We start from the raw sequence: 22751 nt of genomic DNA on the forward strand, positions 1-22751 counted from the left end.
ATGAGCTGCCATGCCCGACGCCGCTGAAACCACCATCACCGCGCTTGGGGCGGGCGGCGATGGCATGGTGAGCCTGCCGGGCGGGGAGACCTGCTTCGTGCCCCGCGCCCTGCCCGGCGAGCGGGTGCTGGTGGGCCCCGCCACCCGCCGTGCCGGCGCGCTTCACGCACGCCTCGAGGCCGTTCTCTCGCCAAGCCCCGCGCGCCGCGATCCCCCCTGTCCGCATTTCACTGAAGGCTGCGGCGGCTGCGCCCTGCAGCACTGGGCGCCCGAGGCCCAGGCCGCGTGGAAGCGCGAGCGACTGCGCGAGGCCCTGTCCCGCGCCGGCTACCCCGATGCCGTGGTTGCCGAGACCGTCACCACCCCGCCCGGCCGCCGCCGCCGCGCCGATTTCGCCCTGCGTCGCAGCCCGGGCCAGGCGCTGGTCGGGTTCCACGAATCCGGCAGCGGCGCGGTACTCGACCTCGCGCAGTGTCTCGTGCTGGATCCGCGCCTCGTCGCACTGATCGATCCCCTGCGCGACCTGCTCCGCCGCCTGCCGGCGCTGCGGAAGGAGGGTTCGGCGGTCGTGAACCTGCTCGACACCGGACCGGACCTGCTGCTGCGCACCGATGGCGCGCTGTCTCCCCCGGAGCGCGTCGTGCTCGCCGCCTTCGCCCAGCGGGCCGGCATCCCGCGCATTGCCTGGGCACGGAAGGACGGCCCGGTCGAGATCGCCGTGCAGCTCGGCCCCGCGACCATCGCGCTGTCCGGCGTGGAGGTCGCGCCGGCGCCCGGCGCCTTTCTCCAGGCCAGCCCCGAGGGCGAGGCCGCCATCATCGCCGCCGTGCTGGCCGGACTGCCGGCGCGCCTCGCCGGCCGCAGACGCATCGCGGATCTGCATGCCGGGCTCGGAACGCTGTCGATCCCGCTCGCCGCGCAGGGTCGCGTCGCCGCCTTCGAGGGCGAGGCGACCGCAGTCGCTGCCCTCGCCACGGCGGCAGCACGCGCCGGGGTGAAGGTGACCGCCACCCGGCGAGACCTGGTGCGCCAACCGCTGACGGTCGCGGAGCTCAGCGCCTTCGCGGCCGTCGTGCTGGATCCGCCCTACGCCGGCGCGGCGGAACAGGTTCCACTGATCGCGCGCAGCACGGTGCCGGCGGTGGTCTATGTCTCCTGCAGCCCGTCGGCCCTGTCGCGCGATGCACGAGCCTTCGCCCAGGCTGGATGGACGCTGGAAGCGGCGACGCCGATCGACCAGTTCGTGCATTCCGCGCAGCTCGAGGCGGTCATCGCTTTTCGTCGGGGCGGGCGGCGGTAGGCGGCGAAACGCGGTGCCGCGGCGGAAGATCGGGGGTGCAGCCATCCCGCCCGCCTCCCGGATTGTTTTGTGCGCGGGAGCAGGTTTCGGCACGGCGTCTGCCGAACGTGCCCGGCGCCAGATTCGGTTGCCAAAGGACTTCCCGAGGCCCCTGACGCTTCGGCTGTGGAGTAGGAGGGGCGCCGCCCCTCCAAGCCACCCCGGAAAAGGCCGAAGGGACTTTGCAAACCTCCCTTTGGCGCCGTGCGCCACGGGCAGAACGGAATGCTGAAATCCGCCCTTGCGCCCGAAACGCGCCAGGAGGGCATGGAATGACCTTCCCGCCCGGTACCGGCAGAATGCGGTCCAGGGGATCCAATCCCCCTGGCGGGGTGGTTCGGAGGGGCGGCGCCCCTCCGATCTTCGCCCTCGGGAGCAAGCGGATCGTAAGGACGGCCTCCCGGCCGTTGCCTGGGAAGGCTCAAAGCCCGTCTCGGTTCCCCGGCTCCGGGCAGCCGCTCACCGTGGCTCCATTCGCGACAGATAGAGCGTCGTCACGCGCCGCCGTTCCAGCAGGTCCTCGATGGTGCAGGGTTTGGCGCGGGCGTCTCCGTCGACGAAGCGCAACGGGAAGCGGTCGGACAGGGCGGCCAGCATCGCCGGCGCGTCGTCGCAGCGGCTGGCGTCGAAGTCGAGCAGGATGCGCAGCCTCGGGCTGCGGTCGATCAGCCCACCCATGCCGTCGACGACCAGCTTGGCCTGGCTGCTGACGCCCATGCGCACCACGTCAACGGTGCCCTGGGCGAGGTCCTCCAGCGCTTTGGCGGGTGCGCCGCAATAGTGCCGACCGGCCTCATGGGTGAAGGCACTGGCGAAATGCCCGTCGGCGGGACCCGTCAGCAGCGCGGGCACCCGCAGTGATTCATGGGTGGTCTCCGCCGCAGCCACCCGTTCGGTCGAGATGATGCCGCCCAGACCGTTGAGCATCACGTTGCGGCGCAACAGCCAGTGCAGCCAGGGATTGGCTTCGAGCGCGGTGACATGGCCTTCCGGCCCGACCAGGTCGGCCAGCAGCAGGGACCAGTAGCCGTAGATCGCCCCAACGTCGTAGGCGGTCTCCCCGCGGGCGACGTTGCGGCAGAGGAATTCCGTCACCCAGTATTGCCAGTAGCCATCGAGGAGCAGATGCGGCGCGATGCCCGCATCCGCGGCATCGGTGAACATCTTGAAGCGGCCGAGCACCCGGCACAGCACGCTGCCATCCGGCAGCGACACGGTCTGGGTGCGATCACGGATCTGTGCCTCGATCTCGCGGCGATTGCCGGTACGCAGCAGTTCCTCGAGCGTCGCGATGTCGCGCCGGCCCACCTCGGCGCGGACGGCTTCGAGGGTCGCGCGCAGCACGGCAAGTTCGCCACGCATACGGAACAGTTCCTCATGCGTGCCATGAATCGCGCCGCGGCTCTGTCGGGGACCTCGGGCGAAGAGCCAGGACAGGAAACGCGGCACGACGCCCGCCTTCGGGGTCTCGACCGGGTCAGGCGATATCAGGGGATTATCCTTCGGCACCGGCGATACTTGGCCCCTGCAAACGCGGTTGTGCTACCCCCGGGCAGATTCACATCCCGCGTGCGTGCTGGCAACCCATTGATGCATCAGCACCTCTTGACCACGGGACAAGGCACCCCACCGTTCGGTCATTCGCCATTGGAGATACGCCAGATGCGGCCAAGCCGACGCAACGCTCTCCTTGCCCTTGGGAGCGCCATTGCCACTCCGGGCGTGCTTCGCTCCGCAGCCGCCCAGGCACCGCTGCCGGAAACCTCCGGGCAGGCACCTGGCTTCTACCGGTTCAAGGTCGGCGACCTGCTGGTCACGACCGTTCACGATGGGTTCTTCGCGCGCCCGCTTGAGGGCTTCGTGCGCAACGCGCCGCTCGTCCAGGTGCAGGAGGCCGCGAGCACAGCTTTCCTGCCGACCGACCGGCAGGTAATTCCCTTCACCATCACCTTCGTCCAGCGCGGCGATACGCTGGCGGTCTTCGACACCGGGAACGGCGTGACGCCGACCGGCGCGACGAATGGGCGCATGATCGCCAACATGGCCGCCGCGGGGATCGATCCTGCCCGCGTGACGCATGTGATCTTCAGCCATTTCCATGGCGACCATGTGAACGGGCTGCTCAACGCGTCGGGCGGGCGCGCCTTCCCCAGCGCGCAGGTGCTGGTGCCCGCGCCGGAATGGGCCTGGTGGACCGAAGCGAGCAACGGGACGCGCAGCCCTGAAGGCCAGCGCGGCAACTTCGCCAATGTCGCGCGGCGCTTCGCACCCTATCAGGGCAGCGTCACCCCCTTCGCCATGGGCGCGGAGGTCATCCCCGGCATCACCGCCATCGCCGCGCCGGGCCATACGCCGGGCCACACCATCTTCCGCATCGCCGATGGCGCGGCGCAGATGATGTTCGTGGCCGATGTGACGAACCGGCCGGAAATCATGATGGCCCACCCGGACTGGCAGATCGTCTTCGACTTCGACGGTGATGCGGCCGCGGCAACGCGGCGGCGGGTGCTGGACATGGTCGCGACGGACCGGATCCGCATCACTGGCTACCATTTCCCCTTCCCGGCGAATGGCTATGTCGCGCGGGCGGGCAACGGGTTCCGCTTCGTGCCGGCGAATTGGTCCAGCGTGGTGTGATGCTGTGACGCCGCGTCGGCGAGGTGGACGGCCGGTTGAACCGGAGAGGCTCTGCCCCTCCGGACCGCCCCGCCAAATGCTGAGAGCATTTGGAACGCCGGATACTCTGTGCCAGGCGCGAAACTCATCCTTCGCCCTCCGAGCGCGTTCCGTGCGCAAGTGCGGGTCTCGGCGCTAATCCCGCCGGCGACGCCAGCGCCGGGTGACGGCTTCCCAAGGCGTCGGGTCCAGGCGGGCTCCCATACGCGTTGCGAAGCGATGTGAATGGGAGCCCGTGGCAGGATGGATCGGAGGAACAAAGCCCCTCCGCGTCTCTGACGGTGCAGTCAGGCATGATGCTTGAACGTAGGACTCTCCTGCCCATCCGTCGCACGCGACAGCGCATCGGCCGCACCAGCATGGCACGCCCCGATCGGCGATCGTTCCATAGCCAGCGGTCATGCCGCACGGCACGGGCCGTTCCCATACGATGGCCCGTGTGCCGCGCTTGACGGCCAAGGATCGCCCGAATTACTGACTATCCAGTCAGTCATTAATGCGCGATCGATGACCCCCCCCGCCCGTCGCCGCAAGGAAACACGCCCTGCCGAAGTGCTGGATGCCGCGCTCGACACCTTCCGGGCCCGCGGCTTCGCCGCCACGCGCATGGAGGACATCGCCGCCCGCGCCGGCATCTCCAAGGGCACGATCTACCTCTACTTCCCGTCCAAGGAAGCAGTGTTCGAAGCCCTGGTCCGTGCCAACATCGTGCCGGTCATCGAACGTCTCCAGGTCGCCATGGCGGAGGCAACGGGGCCCGCGACGGACCGGTTGCGGTTGCTTGCGCGGACCTTCGCCATGGTCTCGGCCGATCCGCGTCTGGTCGCGATCCCCCGCCTGGTCCTCGCGGAGGCGGGCAACTTTCCCGATATGGCCCGCTTCTACCGGCAGGAGGTGGTGGGCCGCGGCCTCACCCTGGTCACCGGTATCCTCGAACACGGCGTTCAGGCGGGCGAGTTCCGCACGCTCGATGCGGCCCTCGCCGCCCGGCTGTTCCTCGCCCCCATGGTGTTGGGGGCGCTGTGGCGCGCCACCTTCGCTCCGATCGAGGACAGCCCGCTGCCGACCGAAGACCTCCTTGCCTTGCATCTCGACCTGTTCCTGCGCGCCATCGCCGCGGAGTCCCCGCCATGAGACGCCTCGCCTACCTCGCCGTCCTTCTTGCCCTCGGTTCCTGCGACAAGCCGCCGGATTCCGGCGCCTTCCAGGGCTATGTCGATGCGGAGTTCCTGCGCATGGCCGCGCCCGAGGGTGGCTGGGTCACCGCTGTCCCGGTGACCAAGGGGGAGAACGTCGCCGCCGACACGCTGCTGTTCACCCTGGATGACACGCTGCAACGCGCCGCGGTGGCGCAGGCGCGTGCGAGTCTCGCCCAGGCGCAGAGCTCGCTCGATGACCTGCTGAAGGGTGCGCGGCCGGAGGAGATCGCCTCGATCGAGGCGCAGCTCGCCGCGGCCGAGGCGTCGCTCGAACTCGCCCGGCTGCAGCGTGCGCGGCAGGAGGAACTGGCGCGCACGCGTGTCGCTTCCGAGCAGGCGTTGGACCAGGCGCGCGCCGCGGCGGACCAGGCCGCGGCGCAACGCGACCGGATGAAGGCCGACCTCGCCACCGCGCGGCTGCCGGCACGCACCGACCGCATCGCCGCGGCCCGCGCCAGCGTGGAAGCCGCCCAGGCGGCGCTCGAACAGGCCGAATGGCACCTCGCCCAGCGGCGCGTGACGGCCCCGGTCGCCAGCCTGGTCGATGACGTGGTCCGCCACCCCGGGGAATGGGTGCCGGCGAGCGGCACCGTCGTCAGCCTGCTGCCGCCCGACGCAACCAAGGTGGTCTTTTACGTGCCCGAGGCCCAACGGAACGCCTTGCGGTTGGGCGACACGGTGCGGGTGGAATGCAGCGGCTGCCCGCAGGACCTGACGGCGCGCATCAGCCGCGTGGCGCAGGAGGCCGAATACACTCCGCCCGTCATCTACAGCCGCGAGACGCGCCAGAAGCTCGTCTGGCGCACCGAGGCGATCCTCGCCGCCATCCCCGGCGCGCCCACGCCCGGCCAGCCGGTGACGGTGCGCGCGCGGCCATGAGCGACGCGCCCGCCATCTCCGTGCGCGGCCTGACCAAGCGCTATGGCGACAAGGTGGTGGTGGACGGGCTCGACCTCGATGTCGCGCGCGGGCAGATCCATGGCTTCCTCGGGCCGAACGGCAGCGGGAAGACGACGACCATCCGCATGCTGTGCGGGCTGCTGGTGCCGGATGGCGGAACGGGGACATGCCTCGGCCGCGACATCCGCACCCAGGCCTGGGAGATCAAGCAGCGCGTCGGCTACATGACGCAGCGCTTCAGCCTGTATGAAGACCTCACCATCGCGGAGAATCTCGACTTCGTCGCGCGGCTCTACGGGCTGGATGGGCGGCGGCGGCGCGTCGCACGCGCGTTGGAACGGCTGGGGCTGACATCGCGCGTGGGGCAATTGGCCGGCACGCTGTCGGGCGGGTGGAAGCAGCGCCTCGCACTGGCCGCCTGCGTGCTGCACGAACCGGAATTGCTGCTGCTCGACGAACCCACCGCGGGCGTCGACCCCAAGGCGCGACGGGAATTCTGGGACGAGATCCACCTGCTCGCCGAAGGCGGCATGACCGTGCTGGTCAGCACCCACTACATGGATGAGGCGGAGCGCTGCCACCGCATCGCCTATCTCGCCTATGGCAAGCTGCTTGCGGTCGGCAGCGTGGCCGAGGTGATCGCGACCTCGGGGCTGTTCACCTGGCATGTCAGCGGGCCGGAACGGCGCATCGCGTCACTGGCGCATGAACTCGCCTCGCGCGCGGGCTGCGAGATGGTGGCCCCCTTCGGCGCCACGCTGCATGTCAGCGGCCCCGATGAGGCCGCTCTGGAAGCCGCCATCGCGCCCTATCGCGACGAGCCCGGCCTGAGCTGGACCAAGGACGAGCCTTCCCTGGAGGACGCCTTCATCCACCTGATGACGGGAACGCCCGGATGAGCGGCCCACGCTTCGCCTGGCACCGCCTGGTCGCGATGGTGGTGAAGGAATTCATCCAGATGCGCCGCGATCGGCTGACCTTCGCGATGATGATCGGCATCCCGATCATCCAGCTCGCGCTGTTCGGCTATGCCATCAACGCTGACCCCCGCAACCTGCCCACCGCGGTGATGAGCGAGGACAACAGCCCCTTCAGCCGCGCCATCGTCGCCGGCTTGCAGACCAGCACCTATTTCCGCATCGCCGAGGTGACGCAGGACCCTGCCGAACTCGACCGCATGCTGGCGCGCGGCGAGGTGCAATTCGCCGTCGAGATCCCCGCCGGCTTCGGCCGCGCTCTGATGCGCGGGGATCGCCCCGCCCTGCTGGTCATGGCCGATGCGACCGACCCCGCCGCCACGGGCAATGCGCTGGGTGCGCTGGATCGCGTCGTGGAAAGCTCGCTGTCGCCGCTGCTGGACGGCTCCCTCGCGACCTTGCAGCGCGGCCCCTCCCCGGTCGATCTGCGGGTGCAGCGCCGCTACAATCCGGAAGGCATCACCCAGTACAACATCGTGCCTGGGCTGATGGGCACCATCCTGACCATGACCATGATCATCATGACCGCGCTCGCCGTGACGCGCGAACGCGAGCGCGGGACCATGGAGAACCTGCTCGCCATGCCGGTCCGCCCGACCGAGGTGATGATCGGCAAGCTCGCCCCCTTCATCCTGGTGGGCGGCATCCAGGTCCTGGTCATCATCGGCACCGCGACGACACTGTTCCACGTGCCGATGGTGGGCGATCCGCTGGTGCTGTCGGTCGGGTTGCTGACCTTCATCATCGCGAACCTGGCGGTGGGGTTCCTGTTCTCGACCATCGCGCAGAACCAGCTTCAGGCGATGCAGATGAGCTTCTTCTTCTTCCTGCCATCCATCCTGATGTCGGGCTTCATGTTCCCCTTCCGCGGCATGCCGGACTGGGCGCAGGTGATCGGGGAAGCCCTGCCGCTGACGCATTTTCTGCGCGTGGTGCGCGGGGTGATGCTGAAGGGGAATGCGCTGGCGGATACCTGGCCGGATATCTGGCCCATGCTGGTGTTTCTCGGCGCGGTCTCGGTGCTGGCGGTGACGCGGTATCGGCAAACCCTCGACTGACGGTGTTTCGAGGGGGGCTTTGCCTCTCCATTGACCTCCGACGTCATCGCTTCCGCGACGCGCCTGGCTAGGCTGCTGCTCCCGCACCGGAGCGCCGCAATGTCCATCGCCTACGTTATCACCTTCACCGTCCGCGACGGCCAGCGCGAGCGCTTCCTGTCCATGCTGACGGGCGTGCTGGACGCTATGCGGGAGGAGGACAGCTTCATCAGCGCCATACTGCACGAGGACCCGGACACCCCCCGCCGCTTCCTGCTGCATGAGGTCTGGCGTGACCACCAGGATGTGCTGGAAGTGCAGCTTGCGCGGCCCTATCGCGCCGCCTGGCACACGGCCTTGGCGGACCTGCTGGAGAGACCGCGCGAGATCGGGATGTGGACGCCGGTCAGGGAGGACCGGCGCGCCTGATCAAACGTGGAAGGATTCGCCGCAGCCGCAGCGGCCCTTCTCGTTCGGATTGGTGAAGGTGAAGCCGGCGGTCATCGCCTTCACCTCATAGTCCATGACCGTGCCGATCAGGAACAGCGTCGCCTTGCGGTCAATCAGGACGGTGACGTCCTTGTCGCGGACGACCTCGTCGGTCGGCGCGGCTTCGTCGGTCCAGGACAGGTCGTAGGACAGGCCGGAACAGCCCTTCGCCTTCACGCCGATGCGCAGCAGCCTGCCGTGCTGCCCATTCGCGTAGAGGCCACGCAGCCGCTCGGCCGCCGCGTCCGTCAGGGTCATGACCGGCGGCAGCGAACGCTTCGGGCGGGGGGCGTCGACGGTGGCGCTCATCGTTGGCCTCCTCAGAACATATTCAGGGCGAGGCGGGCGTCCTCGCTCATGCGGGACTGGTCCCAGGGCGGATCCCAGACGACCTCGACATCGACATCGGACACACCTTCGACGGCGCTCACCGCTTCCTCCACCTGGCCAGGCAGTTCCTGGGCCGAGGGGCAGGCGGGCGTGGTGAGGGTCATCTCAACCTTCACCTTGCCGTCGTCAGCGATCTCGATCGCGTAGATCAGGCCGAGCTGGTAGATGTCGACCGGGATCTCCGGGTCATAGACGGTGGAGATCGCGGCGATCACCGCATCCTCGTTCACCTTCGGCGCCGGCGGCTTCACTTCGCCATCGGGCGTCCAGGTGGCGCGGGTCTCGGTGGTGGCGGGTTCACTCACTGCTCGCCTCCTTGGTCCCGTCGAGCGCGGCGTTCAGCGTGTGCCAGGCCAGCGTCGCGCATTTCACGCGGGAGGGAAATTCGTGCACGCCGGAGAGGGGCGCGAGACGCTCCATCTCCTCGGAGAACTCGGCGCCGCAATCGGGGCAGGCGCCGGTCATGGCCAGCTCGCGGAACTTGGCGCCAAGCTCCTTCGCCTGCTCCGCCGTCTTGCCCTTCACCGTCTCGGTCATCAGCGACGCGCTGGCGGTGGAAATCGCGCAGCCGCGCCCCTGGAACGCGGCGTCGGCGATATGCCCGTCGGGCGACATCTTCACGAAGAGCTCGATCCGGTCACCGCACATCGGGTTGTCGCCGCGCGCGGTGGCGGTCGCGTCCTCCAGCCGGCGGAAATTCCGCGGCTTGCGGCCGTGGTCCAGGATGACTTCCTGGTAGAGGTCGCGCAGATCGTCGAACAGGCCGCTCATTTGAAGAACTCCCGTGCCTCGATCAGCGCGGTGGCCAGGATGTCGATCTCCTCCTTCGTCGTGTAGACCCCGAAGGAGGCGCGAGTGGTCCCGCCCTCGACGTTGAAGCGCGCATGCAACGGCTCGGCACAGTGGCGGCCGGCGCGCACCGCGATGCCGGCGCGGTCGAGCAGCGTCGCGAGGTCATGCGGATGCGCGGCATCCAGCGCGAAGGCGAAGACCCCACCGCGATCCTGCGCACGGCCGAGCAGCGTCAGGCCCGGCACCTCGGACAGCGCGCCCATCGCGTGGTCGACCAGGGCGCGCTCATGCGCCTCGATCGCCGGCATGCCGATGGCGGTGACGTAGTCGATGGCGGCGTGCAGGCCGACGGCCTCGACGATCGGCGGCGTCCCGGCTTCGAACTTCGCGGGCGCCGGGGCCCATTCCGACTTCTCGAAGGTCACATAGGAGATCATGTCGCCGCCGCCGAGGAAGGGCGGCATGCGGTCGAGCAATTCGAGCCGCGCCCAGAGAATGCCGATGCCGGTCGGCCCATACAGCTTGTGACCGGTGAAGCAGTAGAAGTCGCAGCCGATTGCCTGCACGTCGACGCGGCGGTGCACCGCGGCCTGGGACCCATCCAGCAGCACCTTGGCGCCATGGGCGTGGGCCAGCGCCACGATGCGCTCGACCGGTGTGACGGTGCCGAGCACGTTCGACATATGCGCGACCGCGACCAGCCCGACCTTCCCATCAGCGAGCTTTGCCTCGAGATCCTCCATGTCGAGCTCGCCGGCATCGGTCACGCGGCAGACGCGCATCTCGATGCCCTTGTCGTCGCGCAGCAACTGCCAGGGGATGATGTTGGCGTGGTGCTCGAGCTCGGAAATCAGCACCGCCTGGCCGGGCTTCATCACGCCGCGACCCCAGCTATGGGCGACGAGGTTCATCGCCTCGGTGCTGTTCTTCGTGAAGACGATCTCGCGCGGGTCGGCGGCGTTCAGGAAGCGCGCCGTGGCGGCCCGCGCCGCCTCGTAGGAATCCGTCGCCAGTTCGGACAGGCGATAGGCCCCGCGATGGACATTGGCGTAGGCCGTCTCCATGCAGCGGACCATGGCCTCGATCACGGCGCGCGGCTTCTGCGCGGACGCCCCGGAATCGAGGAAGACCAGCGGCCGCCCGCGCGCCTGCGGCTGCGACAGGATCGGGAAATCCTGGCGGATGCGCGCGACGTCGAAGCCAGCGGGGGCCAGCGTGTCCATCACGCAGCCGCCCCCTGGCGGGACCACCAATTGTCCAGCGCCCGGGTCAGGGCGCCGCGCAGGGTTTCGTCCGTCACCGTCTCCACCGCCTCATGCAGGAAGGCTTCTACCAGCATGGCCTTGGCCTCGGCTTCGGGGATGCCGCGGGAGCGGAGGTAGAAGAGGCTGTCCGCATCCAGCGCACCCACCGTCGCGCCATGACTGCACTTCACGTCATCCGCGTAGATTTCAAGCTGTGGCTTGCTGTCGATTTCGGCTTCGTCCGACAGCAGCAGCGCCTGGTTCATCTGGTAGCCGTCAGTGCGCTGGGCGATCTGATGGACGTGGATCTTGCCCTGGAACACCCCGCGCGAGCGCCCGGTCAGCACCGTCTTGTAGGTCTGGCGGCTGGCACAGTCGGGCGCGGCGTGATCGAGCGCCGTGGTGGTGTCCACATGCTGCCCGTCGGCCGCCATCTGCGCCCCGTTCATGTGGCAGGCGGCCTTGGGGCCGGTCAGCGCCGCATGGATCTCGTTGCGCGTCAGGCGCGCACCGGCGGCGACGGTGAAGTTGTCGTAGGAGCCGCCCGCCGCGATGGTCGCGTAGATCGTGGACAGGTGGAAGACGGTCGCTTCCTCCTGCAGCATGCGGCCATGGGTGAGGGTCGCACCCTCAGCGACTGCGATCTCGAAGACCGGGTTGTGCAGGCACTGGCCGCGGCCGGTCGCCGTCTCGATCAGCGTCAGCGAAGCCCCGGCGCCGAGCCGGATCAGGTGCCGCGGATGGAAGGCGAAGGGGCGCCCGGGATCGACGGCAATGGACACGAGTTCCAGCAACCCGCCCTCCACGCCTTCGGGGATGTCGAGGAACAGCCCGTCCTCGAACAGCATGGTGTTCAGCGCGGCGAGAGGCTCGCTTTCCGGCCGCGCCAGCGCGCCGAGATGCGGTTCGGCCTCGGCCAGGTCGCGGGCCAGCGACAGCACGCGATAGGGCACGCCGTCCAGCGTCGACAGGTCACCGCGGAAGCGGCCATCGACGAAGACCGCGCGATGCGGCGCGTTCGGCACGGGCAGGGCGATCGCACCCTCGACCATGGTCAGCGGCTCGGCGAAATGCGCCTGCGCGATGGGGCCGAGGTCGGTGTACTTCCACTGCTCCACGCGTCGCGTGGGGAAGCCGCGCGCGGCGAAATGCGCCGCGGCATCCGCGCGCAGCGTGTTCAGCCATGGCTTGCGCGCGCCGGGCAGATGGTCCTTCAGCCCTTCATAGCGCGCCAGGAAGCCGGCAGCGCCGGCTGGAGCGTTTGCCGTCATGCAGCCGCCTGGACGGACGCATAGCCCTGCGCCTCCAGCTCCTTCGCGAGTTCGGGCCCGCCCGACTTCACGATGCGGCCCTGCATCAGCACATGCACCCGGTCCGGCACGATGTAGTCGAGCAGCCGCTGATAGTGGGTAATCACCAGCGCCGAGAAGCCCGGCCCGCGCATCGCATTCACGCCATCGGCGACGATCTTCAGCGCATCGATGTCGAGGCCGGAATCCGTCTCGTCGAGGATCGCCATGGAGGGCTGCAGCAGCGCCATCTGCAGGATCTCGTTGCGCTTCTTCTCGCCGCCCGAGAAGCCGACATTCACGCCGCGCTTCAGCATGTCCTCGGGCATGGACAGCGCCTTCATGCGTTCGCGCGCCAGCTTGAGGAACTGCATGGCGTCCAGCTCGCTCTCGCCCTTCGCGCGACGCAGCGCGTTCAGCGCGGTGCGCAGGAAGGTGGCGTTGCCCACGCCCGGCAGCTCGACCGGATACTGGAAGGCCAGGAAGAGGCCGGCAGCAGCACGTTCCTCGGGCTCCATGGCCAGCACGTCCACGCCGTTCAGCGTGGCGGACCCACCCGTCACCTCATAACCCTCGCGCCCCGACAGCACGTAGGACAGCGTGGACTTGCCCGAGCCATTCGGGCCCATGATGGCGTGCACCTCGCCGGTCGGCACTTCCAGGTCGATCCCCTTCAGGATCTCCTTGCCGTCGATCTCGGCGGTCAGTCCTTCGATACGCAGCATCTAACCAACGCTCCCTTCGAGCGAAATCTGCAACAGCTTCTGGGCTTCCACCGCGAATTCCATCGGCAGCTCCTTGAGCACCTCGCGGCAGAAGCCGTTCACGATCAGCCCGACCGCCTCCTCCTGCGTCAGCCCGCGCTGGCGGCAGTAGAAAAGCTGGTCTTCGGCGATGCGGCTCGTCGTCGCCTCATGCTCCACCTTGGCGGAGACACAGCGGTTTTCGATGTAGGGCACGGTGTGCGCGCCGCAGAGGTCGCCGATCAGCAGGCTGTCGCACTGGGTGAAGTTGCGCGCGCCCTTGGCCTTCGCCCCGATGCGCACCAGGCCGCGATAGGTGTTCTGCCCATGTCCCGCGCTGATCCCCTTCGACACGATCGTCGACTTGGTGCGCGGGCCGATGTGGAACATCTTCGTGCCGGTATCGGCCTGCTGGTAGTTGTTGGTGATGGCAACGGAATAGAACTCGCCCACCGAATCCTCGCCCTGCAGGATGCAGGAGGGATACTTCCAGGTAATGGCCGAGCCCGTTTCCACCTGCGTCCAGGAAATCTTGGACCGCGCGCCGCGGCAGGCGCCGCGCTTGGTGACGAAGTTGTAGATGCCGCCCTTGCCCTCGGCATCGCCGGGGTACCAGTTCTGCACGGTGGAGTACTTGATGGTCGCGTCATCCAGCGCCACCAGCTCGACCACTGCCGCATGAAGCTGGTTCTCGTCACGCATCGGGGCGGTGCAGCCCTCGAGATACGAGACATAGGACCCTTCGTCGGCGATGATCAGCGTGCGCTCGAACTGGCCGGTCGACTTGGCGTTGATGCGGAAATAGGTGGACAGCTCCATCGGGCAGCGTACGCCCTTCGGGATGTAGACGAAGCTGCCATCAGTGAAGACCGCGCTGTTCAGCGCGGCGAAGAAATTGTCGGCCTGCGGCACCACCGTGCCGAGGTACTTCTTCACCAGCTCGGGGTGCTCCTGCACCGCCTCGCTGATCGAGCAGAAGATGATGCCCTCCTTGCCCAGCCTCTCCTTGTAGGAGGTGGCGACGGACACACTGTCGAACACCGCATCAACTGCGACTGGCATGCGGCCCTCGGCCGGGACCGAGCCCGCGCCCTCGACGCCGGCCAGGATCTCCTGCTCGCGCAGCGGGATGCCGAGCTTGGCGTAGGTCTTCAGCAGCTCGGGATCGACCTCGTCGAGCGACTTCGGGCCTGGCTTCGTCTTCGGCGCGGCGTAGTAATGCGCGTCCTGGTAGTCGATCGGGGGGTACTTCACCGCGGCCCAGCGCGGCTCCTCCATCGTCTTCCACGCGGCGAAGGCGCGCAGGCGCCATTCGAGCAGCCAGTCGGGCTCGTTCTTTTTCGCGCTGATGAAACGGACGATCTCCTCGTTCAGCCCTTTGGGGGCGAACTCCATCTCGATGTCCGTCTCGAAGCCCCACTTGTAGGTGGACTCCGTGACCGACTGGACGGTCTCGATCGTCTCGGTGACGGCAGGCATCAGGTCTTCTCCGTCCTACTCGGCGGCGGCAATCGCGCGGCGCCGCGCCGCGGTGACGACCTCGGGATGCGGCACGATGGCCGGCACGCCCGCAAGGTCGGCAATGGAAATGCCGGACAGCGCCCGGCGGATGGCATTGTTCACGGGGTCCCAGCGCCCGCGGACCGGGCAGCGGGCCTCCGCATCGCAAGAACCGGCGGCATTGTCCACGCAGGCAGTCAGCGCGATGGGCCCGTCTATCGCGGCGATGACCTCGGTCAATGGGATCTCGGCCAGCGGCCGCGCCAAGCGGTAGCCGCCCGTCGCCCCCCGGCGCCCTTCCACCAGACCGGCATGGGCCAGGATCTTGAGAACCTTGGCCACGGTGGGCTCGCCCAGCCCCGTCGAGGAAGCGAGGCCCGGCGCGGTCAGGACGCCGCCGGCCTCGGACTCATCGAGCCGCGCCAGCACCACCACCGCGTAGTCGGTCATCTTCGACAGCCGCAACACGGCCGTTGCCCTCCGGCAATCAGTACCCGATTGGTACGGTTTGCAGATGCTCTCGCGCCATGCCGAAGTCAAGGCGCCTGGACGAGGCTGAGAACGGCTCTCATCCTGATCCGAATCGCTGAGGAGACCGGCCGATGCCGACGATACGCACCGATGATGGCGTGGACCTGCACTACGAGGAGGCCGGCAGCGGCATTCCCATGGTCTTCGTGCATGAATTCGCCGGCGACAGCCGGTCCTGGGAATTGCAGCTCCGCTACTTCTCCCGCCGCTACCGCTGCATCGCCTTCAATGCGCGCGGCTATCCGCCCTCCACCGTGCCGACTGATCCCAAGTCGTATTCGCAGGATCGCGCGACGGATGACATCGCCGCCGTGATCAAGGGGCTGAACCTGGCCCCGGCCCATGTGGTGGGCCTGTCCATGGGCGCCTTCGCGACCCTGCATCTCGGGCTGCGCCATGCCGGGCTGGCGCGCAGCCTGGTCGCCGCCGGCGTCGGCTATGGCGCTGCCCCCGACAAGCGGGCGCAGTTCCGCGCCGAGACCGACGTCGCCATCGCCAAGCTGCGCGAACAGGGCATGGGGGTCTATGGCAGGACCTATGCCCATGGCCCGACCCGCCTGGTTTTCGAGGAGACTGACCCGCGCGGCTTCGCCGAATTCGAGGCGCAGCTCTGCGAGCATTCGACCGAGGGCTCGGCGCTGACCATGAACGGCGTGCAGCGCGAGCGCCCGTCGCTCTTCGACCTCGCCGAGGGCTTCCGCGCCTACACCACCCCCACCCTGATCGTCGCCGGCGACGAGGACGACCCGACGCTGGAACCCGCGCTCTACCTGAAGCGCACCATCCCGACGAGCGCCCTGCTGGTGCTGCCGAAATGCGGGCACACCATGAACCTGGAGCACCCCGACGCCTTCAACCGCGCGGTGCTGGACTTCGTGACGCAGGTCGATGCCGGGGCGTGGAAGCGGCGCATCCCGGAAAGCCTGTCCGGGTCGATCATCGCCGGCAAAGCGCCCTGATCAGTTCGGGAAGCGGTTCGTCCAGACCGCGAATGGCGCATCGGGCGGCAGCTTGAACACGGCATAGTCCAGTTCAGTCGGCCGCCAGCCCGGTGCGCCATAGACCGGGCGCACGCAGCACAGCGTGCCCGGATGCTCGGCGGCGTAGCGCTCCATCTCCCGCCACTGGCCGCCACGATTCACGCTGGCCAGTTGCGGGAAGAGATTGATGTCCGTCCCGCCGCCCATGGTGTGAGCGAAGAAGTGCCCGCGATCATCCCCCGGATAGGTCGCGGACCAGACGCCGCCCAGGAAGCCGGCCATGCGAACCTTGTCGCGGGTACTGGCGGGTTCGGGCCGCGACAGGCCCCAGACCGCAACCACGCGATCCTCCGTCCCCAGGTCGAACATGGTGCGGATGAAAGCACCCGATCCGTCCTCGGCCGGAAAGGTCACCGTCAGCAGTTCGCCGGGTGTGCCGGCCATGCCGAGATACTCCTCCCCCACCGCATCCCACAGCGCGGCGTCGACATGGGCGATCAGGGCATCGCGCCCGCCGGGATTGGGCGCGGAACGGGCAATGTCGTCGAAGATGGACATGGGTCGCCTCGACTGTCGGGACAGTGGTCCGGGCATCATAGCGGTCGGTCGGTTTCATCGGCGTGATTCAGGCCACAGGCTGCTGAAGCATTCACGCCAGCCGTGAGACCGAGAGAGGCTCTGACCCTCTCGGACCCTGCCCATCAAGGGCCGAAAGGCTTTCCTGGTTACCCTTAATCCTCGACCGTTGCTGTTGGAGGGGCGCCGCCCCTCCAAGCCACCCTGCCAAAGGCCACAGGGCCTTTGGAAACCGTCACCTGGTGCCGCGCATCTCTGGCAGAATGCATGCCGGAACCCACTCCTGCGCACCAGGCAGGATTGGCGGGCGCGGAACGCCTGCCGTGCCCAGCACCAAGGGATTGCGGTCCAGGGGATCCAATCCCCTGGCGGGGTGGCTTGGAGGGGCAGAGCCCCTCCAACTTCGCCACAGTCACAACCCCAGCTTCATCCCCTGATGGCTCGCCACGAACCCCAGCGATTCATAAAAGCGCCTTGCCTCCGTGCGGGAATTGCTGGTGGTGAGCTGCACCATCGCGCAGCCGCGCGCACGGCACTGCTCGACCGCCCAGCCCAGGAACCGCCGGCCGAGGCCGCTGCCGCGACGGCCCGCGGCGACGCGCACACTCTCGATCTGCCCGCGCCAGACGCCGCGATGCGACAGCCCGGGAAGAAAGGTCAGTTGCAGGCAGCCGACCACCGCGCCGTCCTGTTCCGCGACGGCGAGCAGCTGGTTCGGATCGGTCTCGATCGCCGCGAAGGCGGCGTCATAGGCCGGGTCGCCGGGCTGCTCGCGCGCCGCGCCCAGCACGTCGTCGGCCAGCAGCGCGACGATCGCCGGCACATCGGCCGCGACCGCGCGGCGAAAGATGGTCCCGCTCATGCGTAGAGATCCCCCCGCGTCGGCGGCAGGCCGGATGCCCCGCGCGCGCGCTTCGTCGCCACCGTCTGGAAGATGCCGACCGTGCCGCGCTCGAAGGCGAGCGCGCAGCCGGCGAGATACATCAGCCAGATCTTCGTCCGCGCCTCGCCGGCCTCGGCATAGGCGGCCTCGCGATTGGCATAGAGGCGTTCGGTCCACAGCCGGCAGGTGCGGCCGTAATGCTCCCGCCAGCCCTCGGTGTCGTGGATCTCGAAGCCGTTGCGTTCCATCGCGTCGGTGGTGCCGCCGATGTGGTCCAGCTCGCCGCCGGGGAAGATGTAGTTCACCAGCGTGCGGAATTCGGGGTTCGCCTTGCGGAACTTCTTCTCGGTGGCCTTCATCGGCCGCGCGATAGCGTGGTGCAGATAGATGCCGCGCGGCTTCAGCAACGACCGGATGTGCCGGAAATAGCCATCGCGATTGTCGAGACCGACATGCTCGAACATGCCGATCGAGGCGATCTTGTCGAACTCCCCGGTGAGCTCGCGGAAGTCGCGCAGCTCGATCGTCACGTGATCCTGCAGGCCAAGCCGCTTCACCTTCTCCGTCGCGAAATCGAACTGCGCCTGGGACAGCGTCACGCCATGCGCCTGCACGCCGAAATGCTGCGCGGCGTGGCAGACCAGTCCGCCCCAGCCGCAGCCGATGTCGAGCATCCGCTCGCCCGGCTTCAGCCGCAGCTTGCGGCAGGACATATCCAGCTTGGCCTTCTGCGCGGTGGCGAGGTCGGCATCCCAGTCCGGGTAATAGGCGCAGGAATAAACCATCTCGGGGTCGAGGAAGAGGCTGTAGAAGGCGTTCGACACATCGTAATGGAACTGCACCTGCGCCTTGTCGTCGCGTCCCTGGCCGTGCTTCGCCGCCTGCACGCCGGCATAGGCATGCCCCTGCCCGCCCCCGCCCGGGCCGAACAGGAAGGGCAGGAAGGCGCGCAGCGCCAAGCCCTTGTTCAGCCGCTTGGCGATCCCGCGAGTCGACCCCGACCCGGCCGCGGCCGCGAGGTCGAGCAGCGTCCCACCTTCCAGATCGACCGCGCCCTCGGCGATCAGTTCCACCACCGTCGGCAGGCGCGGCCGCCGCACCAGCCGGGTCAGCGCGGCGGGGGTGCGGATCGCCAGCACCAGCCGGCCATCCGCCTTGGGGGAGAGCGGCAGCACCGTCCCGTCCCACAGACCGACCGATAGGTCGATCGGCGCCACACCGGCCACATGCTCCGCAAAGCGGCGCAGCGCCGCGATCCGGCGATCATCCCTGCCCATGCCGTCCGATCCTGCCTGACAATTCCGTGCCCGCTCTACGGGCAGCCGATGGCGGCGGCAACCCGGCTTCACGCCCCGCCGGGCCGGGTCTAGAAGCGATATCGGCTTAACACCACGGAGGGGATGCCAGAATGCCGAACATGCTCGAGGGCAAGGTCGCTATCGTCACGGGGGCCGGCAACGGCATCGGCCGCGAGATCGCCATCATGATGGCCGGCCAGGGTGCGAAGGTCATCATCAACGACATCGGCGCCTCGGTGTCGGGCGAGGGCATGGATGCGACCCCCGCGCAGCAGACCAAGGCGATCATCGCGCAGAATGGCGGCCAGTCCGAGATCAGCGCGGAAAGCGTCTCCTCCTGGGCCTCGGCGCAGAAGATCGTGCAGGCGGCAATGGATCATTTCGGCCGCATCGACATCGTCGTGAACAACGCCGGCATCCTGCGCGACCAGATCTTCCACCGCATGACGCCCGAGGAATGGGACGCGGTGATCGCCGTCCATCTCAACGGGTCCTTCTACGTCTCCCGCGCCGCGGCCACGCATTTCCGCCAGCAGCAGTCCGGCGCCTATGTGCACATGTCCTCGACCTCCGGCCTGATCGGCAATTTCGGCCAGGCGAACTACTCGGCCGCCAAGCTCGGCATCGTCGGCCTGTCCAAGTCGATCGCGCTCGACATGGCGCGCTTCAACGTGCGGTCGAACTGCATCGCGCCCTTCGCCTGGTCGCGCATGACCGGCACCATCCCCGCCGAGACGCCTGAGCAGAAGCGCCGCGTCGAGCGCATCATGCAGATGACGCCGGACAAGAACGCCCCGCTCGCGGTGTTCCTCGCCTCGGATGCGGCGAAGGACGTGACCGGGCAGATCTTCTCCCCGCGCATGAACGAGCTGTTCGTCTACAGCCAGATCCGCCCGATCAAGTCGGTGCATCGCGAGAGCGGGTGGACGCCGGAGAGCATCGCCGAATACGCGCTGCCGTCGCTGGCGCAGGGCTTCTCGAAGCTCGAGCGGTCCGGCGATGTCTTCTGCTGGGACCCGATCTGAGGTCCCGCATGCGGCGGGTCATGGCCCTGGCGGCGTGTGCCGCCCTCGCCCTGCCCGCCGCAGCCCAGGATACGCGGCCCGAGGATGGCACGCCCTTCGTGACCGTCACGCCGCCGGCGGGCGAGGCGCCGTCCTCCGGTCTGCCGCAGCCCAGCGTGCCGATGGTGGTGCTGGACGCGGTCCAGCGGCTGCCGCCCAGCGGCGCGCTCGAGGCACCCCTGCGATCCGCCGTCTGCGCCTTCGCCCCCATCGCCCGGCACCTGGAACCGCTCGCCAGCAACGTGCCCTGGGCACAGCTCAGGGCCGTGGTGCTGTTCGGCGATCTGCCGGGGCTCACACCGGGCCAACGCGCCGCGGTGCTGCGCCCGACGCGCGAATTGCTGGCTCGCGCCGCGACGCGCGACCGCATCGCCGAGGGCGGCATCGCCCTGTTCGATCACGACATGCAGCCGCTGCCCGCCAACGCGCCGAGGCCGGCCTTCCTGGCCATCCTGATCCCGCCGCCCGAGGCACCGCCGGAGGATTGCGTGGCGCAGCCGCCGCCCAGCGCGCTTCCGGCAGCCGGAAGGTCACTCTACCCCCCGCCTGCGGGGACGGCGCCGCCTGGCGGGGCTGCCGGGCCACCAGTGGCGATCGGCCCGCCACAGCCGAGGCCAGGCCCTCCGCCGCCCTACCGCACGCAACGGCCGCCGCCGGCACCGCCCGGTTATCATCCGCGCAGCCAACCCCCGCCGGGCCACTATCCGTGGCCCAACTGACCGGGCCGCGCCGTCCCGCCGGAAGCGGAGACATCCATGGCTGACCGCACCCCCGCCGTCGAAGCCCTCTGGGCCGCCTACCGCGCCGCGGCAGGGCTCGACCACGACCGCTACGACGTGGTGGCGATGGGTGATGGTCCGGAGCTGGCTGATGAACTGGTCGCGCTGATCGCATCCGGCCCGAAGCGGGCCACCGCCTCGCTCGACCGCGACTATGGCGCAGGCCGCGCGCCGCGACCGGCGCCGGGCGACCATGTCGTGGTCGTCGACGGCGCCGGCCGGCCACGCTGCATCTGGCGCACGACCGAGGTGCAGGTGAAGCCGCTGATCGCCGTCGATGACGCCTTCGCCTGGGACGAGGGCGAAGGCGACCGCAGCCGCGCCTTCTGGCTCGCCGCGCATCGCGGCTATTTCGCCCGCCAGGCGGCGCGCGAGGGCTTCGTCATGACCGATGACGAGCCCGTCGTCTTCGAGCGCTTCCGCCTGGTCTGGCCGACGCCCGACCCATGACCTTCCTCTCCCGCGCCCGGGGTGCCACGCTGCCGCCATGACGACGCCCGCAGACCTGATCCATGCCCGCTACGGCAAGGTACCCTTCGATCCGCCGGAGGAGATTCCCCCCGCCCTGGCCGCGCTGCTCGACCGCCGCGTGACGCGCCGCTACCGCGCCGAGGAGGTGCCGGGCCCGCTGCTCGACACCATTCTCGCGGCCGCGCAATCGGCGCCGTCGAAATCCGACCTGCAGCAATATTCCATCATCGTCACGCAGGATGCGGCGAAGATCGCCAAGGTCGCCGACTGGATCGGCACCATGCCGTGGATCAAGGATGCGCCGGTCTTCCTGCTGTTCTGCGGCGACATGCGGCGCGGCCAGCTCGCCTGCGCGCATCACGGCCGTGCCCATGCCAACAACAACATGGACACCTTCCTCAACACCGCCGTCGATGCGGCGCTCGCCATGGGCATGGCGATCGCGGCGGCCGATGCGGCCGGCCTCGGCACCTGCCCCATCTCCTATGTCCGCAGCCATATCGAGAAGGTTGGCCCGCTGTTCCGCCTGCCCGAGGGCGTCTATCCCGTCGCCGGGCTGACCCTCGGCTGGCCCAGCGCGCGCAACGACCCGACGCCGCGCCTGCCGCCCTCCGTCATCGTGCATCGGGAGGGCTACAGCGATGGCGGCCTGCCCGTGGCGCTCGACGAATACGACGCGCTGCGCCCGCGCCAGAAGCCGCGCTATCCGGAGGTTCATGGCCCGGCCCCGCAGGGCTGCACCTGGTCGGAGAACTCCGCGCGCCAGCTCTCGGTGCCCGAGCGCTTCGGCTTCCGCGCCTGGCTGCGCCTGAGGGGCTTCGCGCTTGACTGACGCCCTGGCCGACAATCCCGGCGGCGCCGATGCCGAAGGCCAGTCCCGCCGCACGGTCCGCCCGCGCGACGCGGCGAGCCTGATCATCTGGCGCGACGGCCCCGCCGGCCCCGAGGTGCTGATGGGCAAGCGCCATGCGCGCCACCGCTTCATGCCCGACGTCATGGTCTTCCCCGGTGGCCGGGTGGACCCGGACGACCATCGCCAGCCCACGGTGTCCGAACTCGGCACGGCGACGCGCCGCATGCTGGAGCACCGCGCCACACCCGGCCGAGCGCGGGCCATCGGCATCGCGGCGGTGCGCGAGCTGTTCGAGGAGACCGGCCTCGTCCTCGGCCGGCGCGAGGGCGATGCGGTCTTCGCCGATCTCGGCGCCCTGCACTATGTCTGCCGTGCGGTGACACCGGGCGGGCGGCCGATCCGCTTCAATGCGCGCTTCCTCGCCGCCCCGGCCGAGACGGTGCACGGCGACATCGCCGGATCGGGCGAGCTTGAGCGCCTCGACTGGTACACGCCCGAGGCTGCGCATCGCCATCACGTCGCGGACATCACCAGCAAGGTGCTGCTGGAATTCCTCGACTGGCTGGCGATGACGCCGCAGAAGCGCGCGAGCCGGCCGCTGATCGTCTTCCGTGGCATGGACAACCGCCAGCCGGATCGGTGAGCATCACCGACCTGTCGCGCGCCGCCGCGTCGAAGGCTCGCGATGTCATGCATTTTCGACCGAAGCGTCAGACCGCCGACGCGGGCGTCACATAGATC

At 69.0% G+C, this 22751-nt stretch carries 25 protein-coding genes; 13 read left to right on the forward strand and 12 right to left on the reverse strand.

Going from position 1 to position 22751, the window contains the following annotated elements:
• Nucleotides 1-10: 10 nt before the first annotated feature.
• On the forward strand, nucleotides 11-1300 hold the full coding sequence (locus tag KPL78_RS14080) for a class I SAM-dependent RNA methyltransferase (protein ID WP_219763587.1): 1290 nt from the start codon (nucleotides 11-13) through the stop codon (nucleotides 1298-1300).
• Between the two features lie 498 nt (nucleotides 1301-1798).
• Here the strand turns inward: KPL78_RS14080 and KPL78_RS14085 are convergent, their stop codons facing one another.
• On the reverse strand, nucleotides 1799-2701 hold the full coding sequence (locus KPL78_RS14085; RefSeq protein WP_219763588.1) for a class I SAM-dependent methyltransferase: 903 nt from the start codon (nucleotides 2699-2701) through the stop codon (nucleotides 1799-1801).
• 360 nt (nucleotides 2702-3061) lie between these two features.
• Here KPL78_RS14085 and KPL78_RS14090 point away from each other — a divergent pair, with 360 nt between their 5' ends.
• From KPL78_RS14090 to KPL78_RS14115, 6 genes are all read left to right on the forward strand, one after another.
• Complete coding sequence (locus KPL78_RS14090; RefSeq protein ID WP_369412754.1) at nucleotides 3062-3976, forward strand: MBL fold metallo-hydrolase; 915 nt, start codon at nucleotides 3062-3064, stop codon at nucleotides 3974-3976.
• A gap of 546 nt (nucleotides 3977-4522) precedes the next feature.
• Entirely contained in the window at nucleotides 4523-5149 is a 627-nt protein-coding gene (locus KPL78_RS14095) for a TetR/AcrR family transcriptional regulator (protein ID WP_219763590.1), read from the forward strand.
• The gene (locus KPL78_RS14100) at nucleotides 5146-6093 is read left to right on the forward strand and encodes an HlyD family secretion protein (RefSeq protein ID WP_219763591.1); all 948 of its coding nucleotides are present in this window, start codon (nucleotides 5146-5148) and stop codon (nucleotides 6091-6093) included. The genes KPL78_RS14095 and KPL78_RS14100 overlap by 4 nt, the downstream gene beginning before the upstream one ends.
• Nucleotides 6090-7013 carry an ABC transporter ATP-binding protein gene (locus KPL78_RS14105; protein WP_219763592.1) on the forward strand — a complete coding sequence of 308 codons (924 nt, stop codon included), beginning with the start codon at nucleotides 6090-6092 and terminating at the stop codon, nucleotides 7011-7013. The genes KPL78_RS14100 and KPL78_RS14105 overlap by 4 nt, the downstream gene beginning before the upstream one ends.
• A complete protein-coding gene (locus KPL78_RS14110; protein WP_219763593.1) occupies nucleotides 7010-8149 on the forward strand; it encodes an ABC transporter permease in 1140 nt (379 codons plus the stop codon). The genes KPL78_RS14105 and KPL78_RS14110 overlap by 4 nt, the downstream gene beginning before the upstream one ends.
• Nucleotides 8150-8248: 99 nt before the next feature.
• Nucleotides 8249-8557, forward strand: coding sequence for a putative quinol monooxygenase (locus KPL78_RS14115; RefSeq protein ID WP_219763594.1), 309 nt, complete (start codon nucleotides 8249-8251; stop codon nucleotides 8555-8557).
• Here the strand turns inward: KPL78_RS14115 and KPL78_RS14120 are convergent, their stop codons facing one another.
• From KPL78_RS14120 to KPL78_RS14155, 8 genes are read right to left on the reverse strand one after another with little or no spacing between them, the layout of a single operon-like run.
• A complete protein-coding gene (locus KPL78_RS14120; protein ID WP_219763595.1) occupies nucleotides 8558-8926 on the reverse strand; it encodes a HesB/IscA family protein in 369 nt (122 codons plus the stop codon).
• An 11-nt stretch (nucleotides 8927-8937) separates the two neighbouring features.
• Entirely contained in the window at nucleotides 8938-9312 is a 375-nt protein-coding gene (locus KPL78_RS14125; protein ID WP_219763596.1) for an SUF system Fe-S cluster assembly protein, read from the reverse strand.
• Nucleotides 9305-9778: a Fe-S cluster assembly sulfur transfer protein SufU gene (gene sufU, locus KPL78_RS14130; RefSeq protein ID WP_432761281.1), complete on the reverse strand. Its 474-nt coding sequence runs from the start codon at nucleotides 9776-9778 to the stop codon at nucleotides 9305-9307. Before sufU ends, KPL78_RS14125 begins: the two co-directional genes overlap by 8 nt.
• On the reverse strand, nucleotides 9775-11022 hold the full coding sequence (locus KPL78_RS14135) for an aminotransferase class V-fold PLP-dependent enzyme (protein ID WP_219763716.1): 1248 nt from the start codon (nucleotides 11020-11022) through the stop codon (nucleotides 9775-9777). The genes sufU and KPL78_RS14135 overlap by 4 nt, the downstream gene beginning before the upstream one ends.
• A complete protein-coding gene (sufD, locus tag KPL78_RS14140) occupies nucleotides 11022-12314 on the reverse strand; it encodes a Fe-S cluster assembly protein SufD (protein ID WP_219763597.1) in 1293 nt (430 codons plus the stop codon). Before sufD ends, KPL78_RS14135 begins: the two co-directional genes overlap by 1 nt.
• Entirely contained in the window at nucleotides 12311-13057 is a 747-nt protein-coding gene (gene sufC, locus KPL78_RS14145; RefSeq protein ID WP_219763598.1) for a Fe-S cluster assembly ATPase SufC, read from the reverse strand. The genes sufD and sufC overlap by 4 nt, the downstream gene beginning before the upstream one ends.
• Entirely contained in the window at nucleotides 13058-14554 is a 1497-nt protein-coding gene (gene sufB / locus KPL78_RS14150; protein WP_219763599.1) for a Fe-S cluster assembly protein SufB, read from the reverse strand.
• A 15-nt stretch (nucleotides 14555-14569) separates the two neighbouring features.
• Entirely contained in the window at nucleotides 14570-15043 is a 474-nt protein-coding gene (locus KPL78_RS14155; RefSeq protein WP_219763600.1) for an SUF system Fe-S cluster assembly regulator, read from the reverse strand.
• Nucleotides 15044-15177: 134 nt separating this feature from the next.
• Here KPL78_RS14155 and KPL78_RS14160 point away from each other — a divergent pair, with 134 nt between their 5' ends.
• On the forward strand, nucleotides 15178-16065 hold the full coding sequence (locus tag KPL78_RS14160) for an alpha/beta fold hydrolase (protein ID WP_219763601.1): 888 nt from the start codon (nucleotides 15178-15180) through the stop codon (nucleotides 16063-16065).
• On the opposite strand, the gene KPL78_RS14165 is transcribed toward KPL78_RS14160, so the two are convergent.
• From KPL78_RS14165 to KPL78_RS14175, 3 genes are all read right to left on the reverse strand, one after another.
• The gene (locus KPL78_RS14165; protein ID WP_219763602.1) at nucleotides 16066-16644 is read right to left on the reverse strand and encodes a DNA/RNA non-specific endonuclease; all 579 of its coding nucleotides are present in this window, start codon (nucleotides 16642-16644) and stop codon (nucleotides 16066-16068) included.
• Between the two features lie 430 nt (nucleotides 16645-17074).
• Nucleotides 17075-17524, reverse strand: coding sequence for a GNAT family N-acetyltransferase (locus KPL78_RS14170; protein ID WP_219763603.1), 450 nt, complete (start codon nucleotides 17522-17524; stop codon nucleotides 17075-17077).
• Nucleotides 17521-18822, reverse strand: a complete 1302-nt coding sequence (locus tag KPL78_RS14175; RefSeq protein WP_219763604.1) for an SAM-dependent methyltransferase — start codon at nucleotides 18820-18822, stop codon at nucleotides 17521-17523. Before KPL78_RS14175 ends, KPL78_RS14170 begins: the two co-directional genes overlap by 4 nt.
• Before the next feature lie 131 nt (nucleotides 18823-18953).
• On the opposite strand from KPL78_RS14175, the gene KPL78_RS14180 reads away from it, so the two are divergent.
• The 5 genes from KPL78_RS14180 to KPL78_RS14200 are packed head-to-tail and all read left to right on the forward strand — an operon-like array spanning nucleotide 18954 to nucleotide 22653.
• A complete protein-coding gene (locus KPL78_RS14180) occupies nucleotides 18954-19868 on the forward strand; it encodes an SDR family NAD(P)-dependent oxidoreductase (protein ID WP_255568978.1) in 915 nt (304 codons plus the stop codon).
• A gap of 8 nt (nucleotides 19869-19876) precedes the next feature.
• On the forward strand, nucleotides 19877-20626 hold the full coding sequence (locus KPL78_RS14185; RefSeq protein WP_219763605.1) for a hypothetical protein: 750 nt from the start codon (nucleotides 19877-19879) through the stop codon (nucleotides 20624-20626).
• A 36-nt stretch (nucleotides 20627-20662) separates the two neighbouring features.
• Nucleotides 20663-21136, forward strand: coding sequence for an ASCH domain-containing protein (locus KPL78_RS14190; RefSeq protein ID WP_219763606.1), 474 nt, complete (start codon nucleotides 20663-20665; stop codon nucleotides 21134-21136).
• A 37-nt stretch (nucleotides 21137-21173) separates the two neighbouring features.
• Complete coding sequence (locus tag KPL78_RS14195) at nucleotides 21174-21989, forward strand: nitroreductase family protein (protein ID WP_219763607.1); 816 nt, start codon at nucleotides 21174-21176, stop codon at nucleotides 21987-21989.
• Nucleotides 21982-22653, forward strand: a complete 672-nt coding sequence (locus KPL78_RS14200) for an NUDIX hydrolase (protein ID WP_255568980.1) — start codon at nucleotides 21982-21984, stop codon at nucleotides 22651-22653. The genes KPL78_RS14195 and KPL78_RS14200 overlap by 8 nt, the downstream gene beginning before the upstream one ends.
• Nucleotides 22654-22751: the final 98 nt, after the last annotated feature.

Source organism: Roseomonas alba, from assembly GCF_019430885.1.
GTDB lineage: Bacteria > Pseudomonadota > Alphaproteobacteria > Acetobacterales > Acetobacteraceae > Neoroseomonas > Neoroseomonas alba.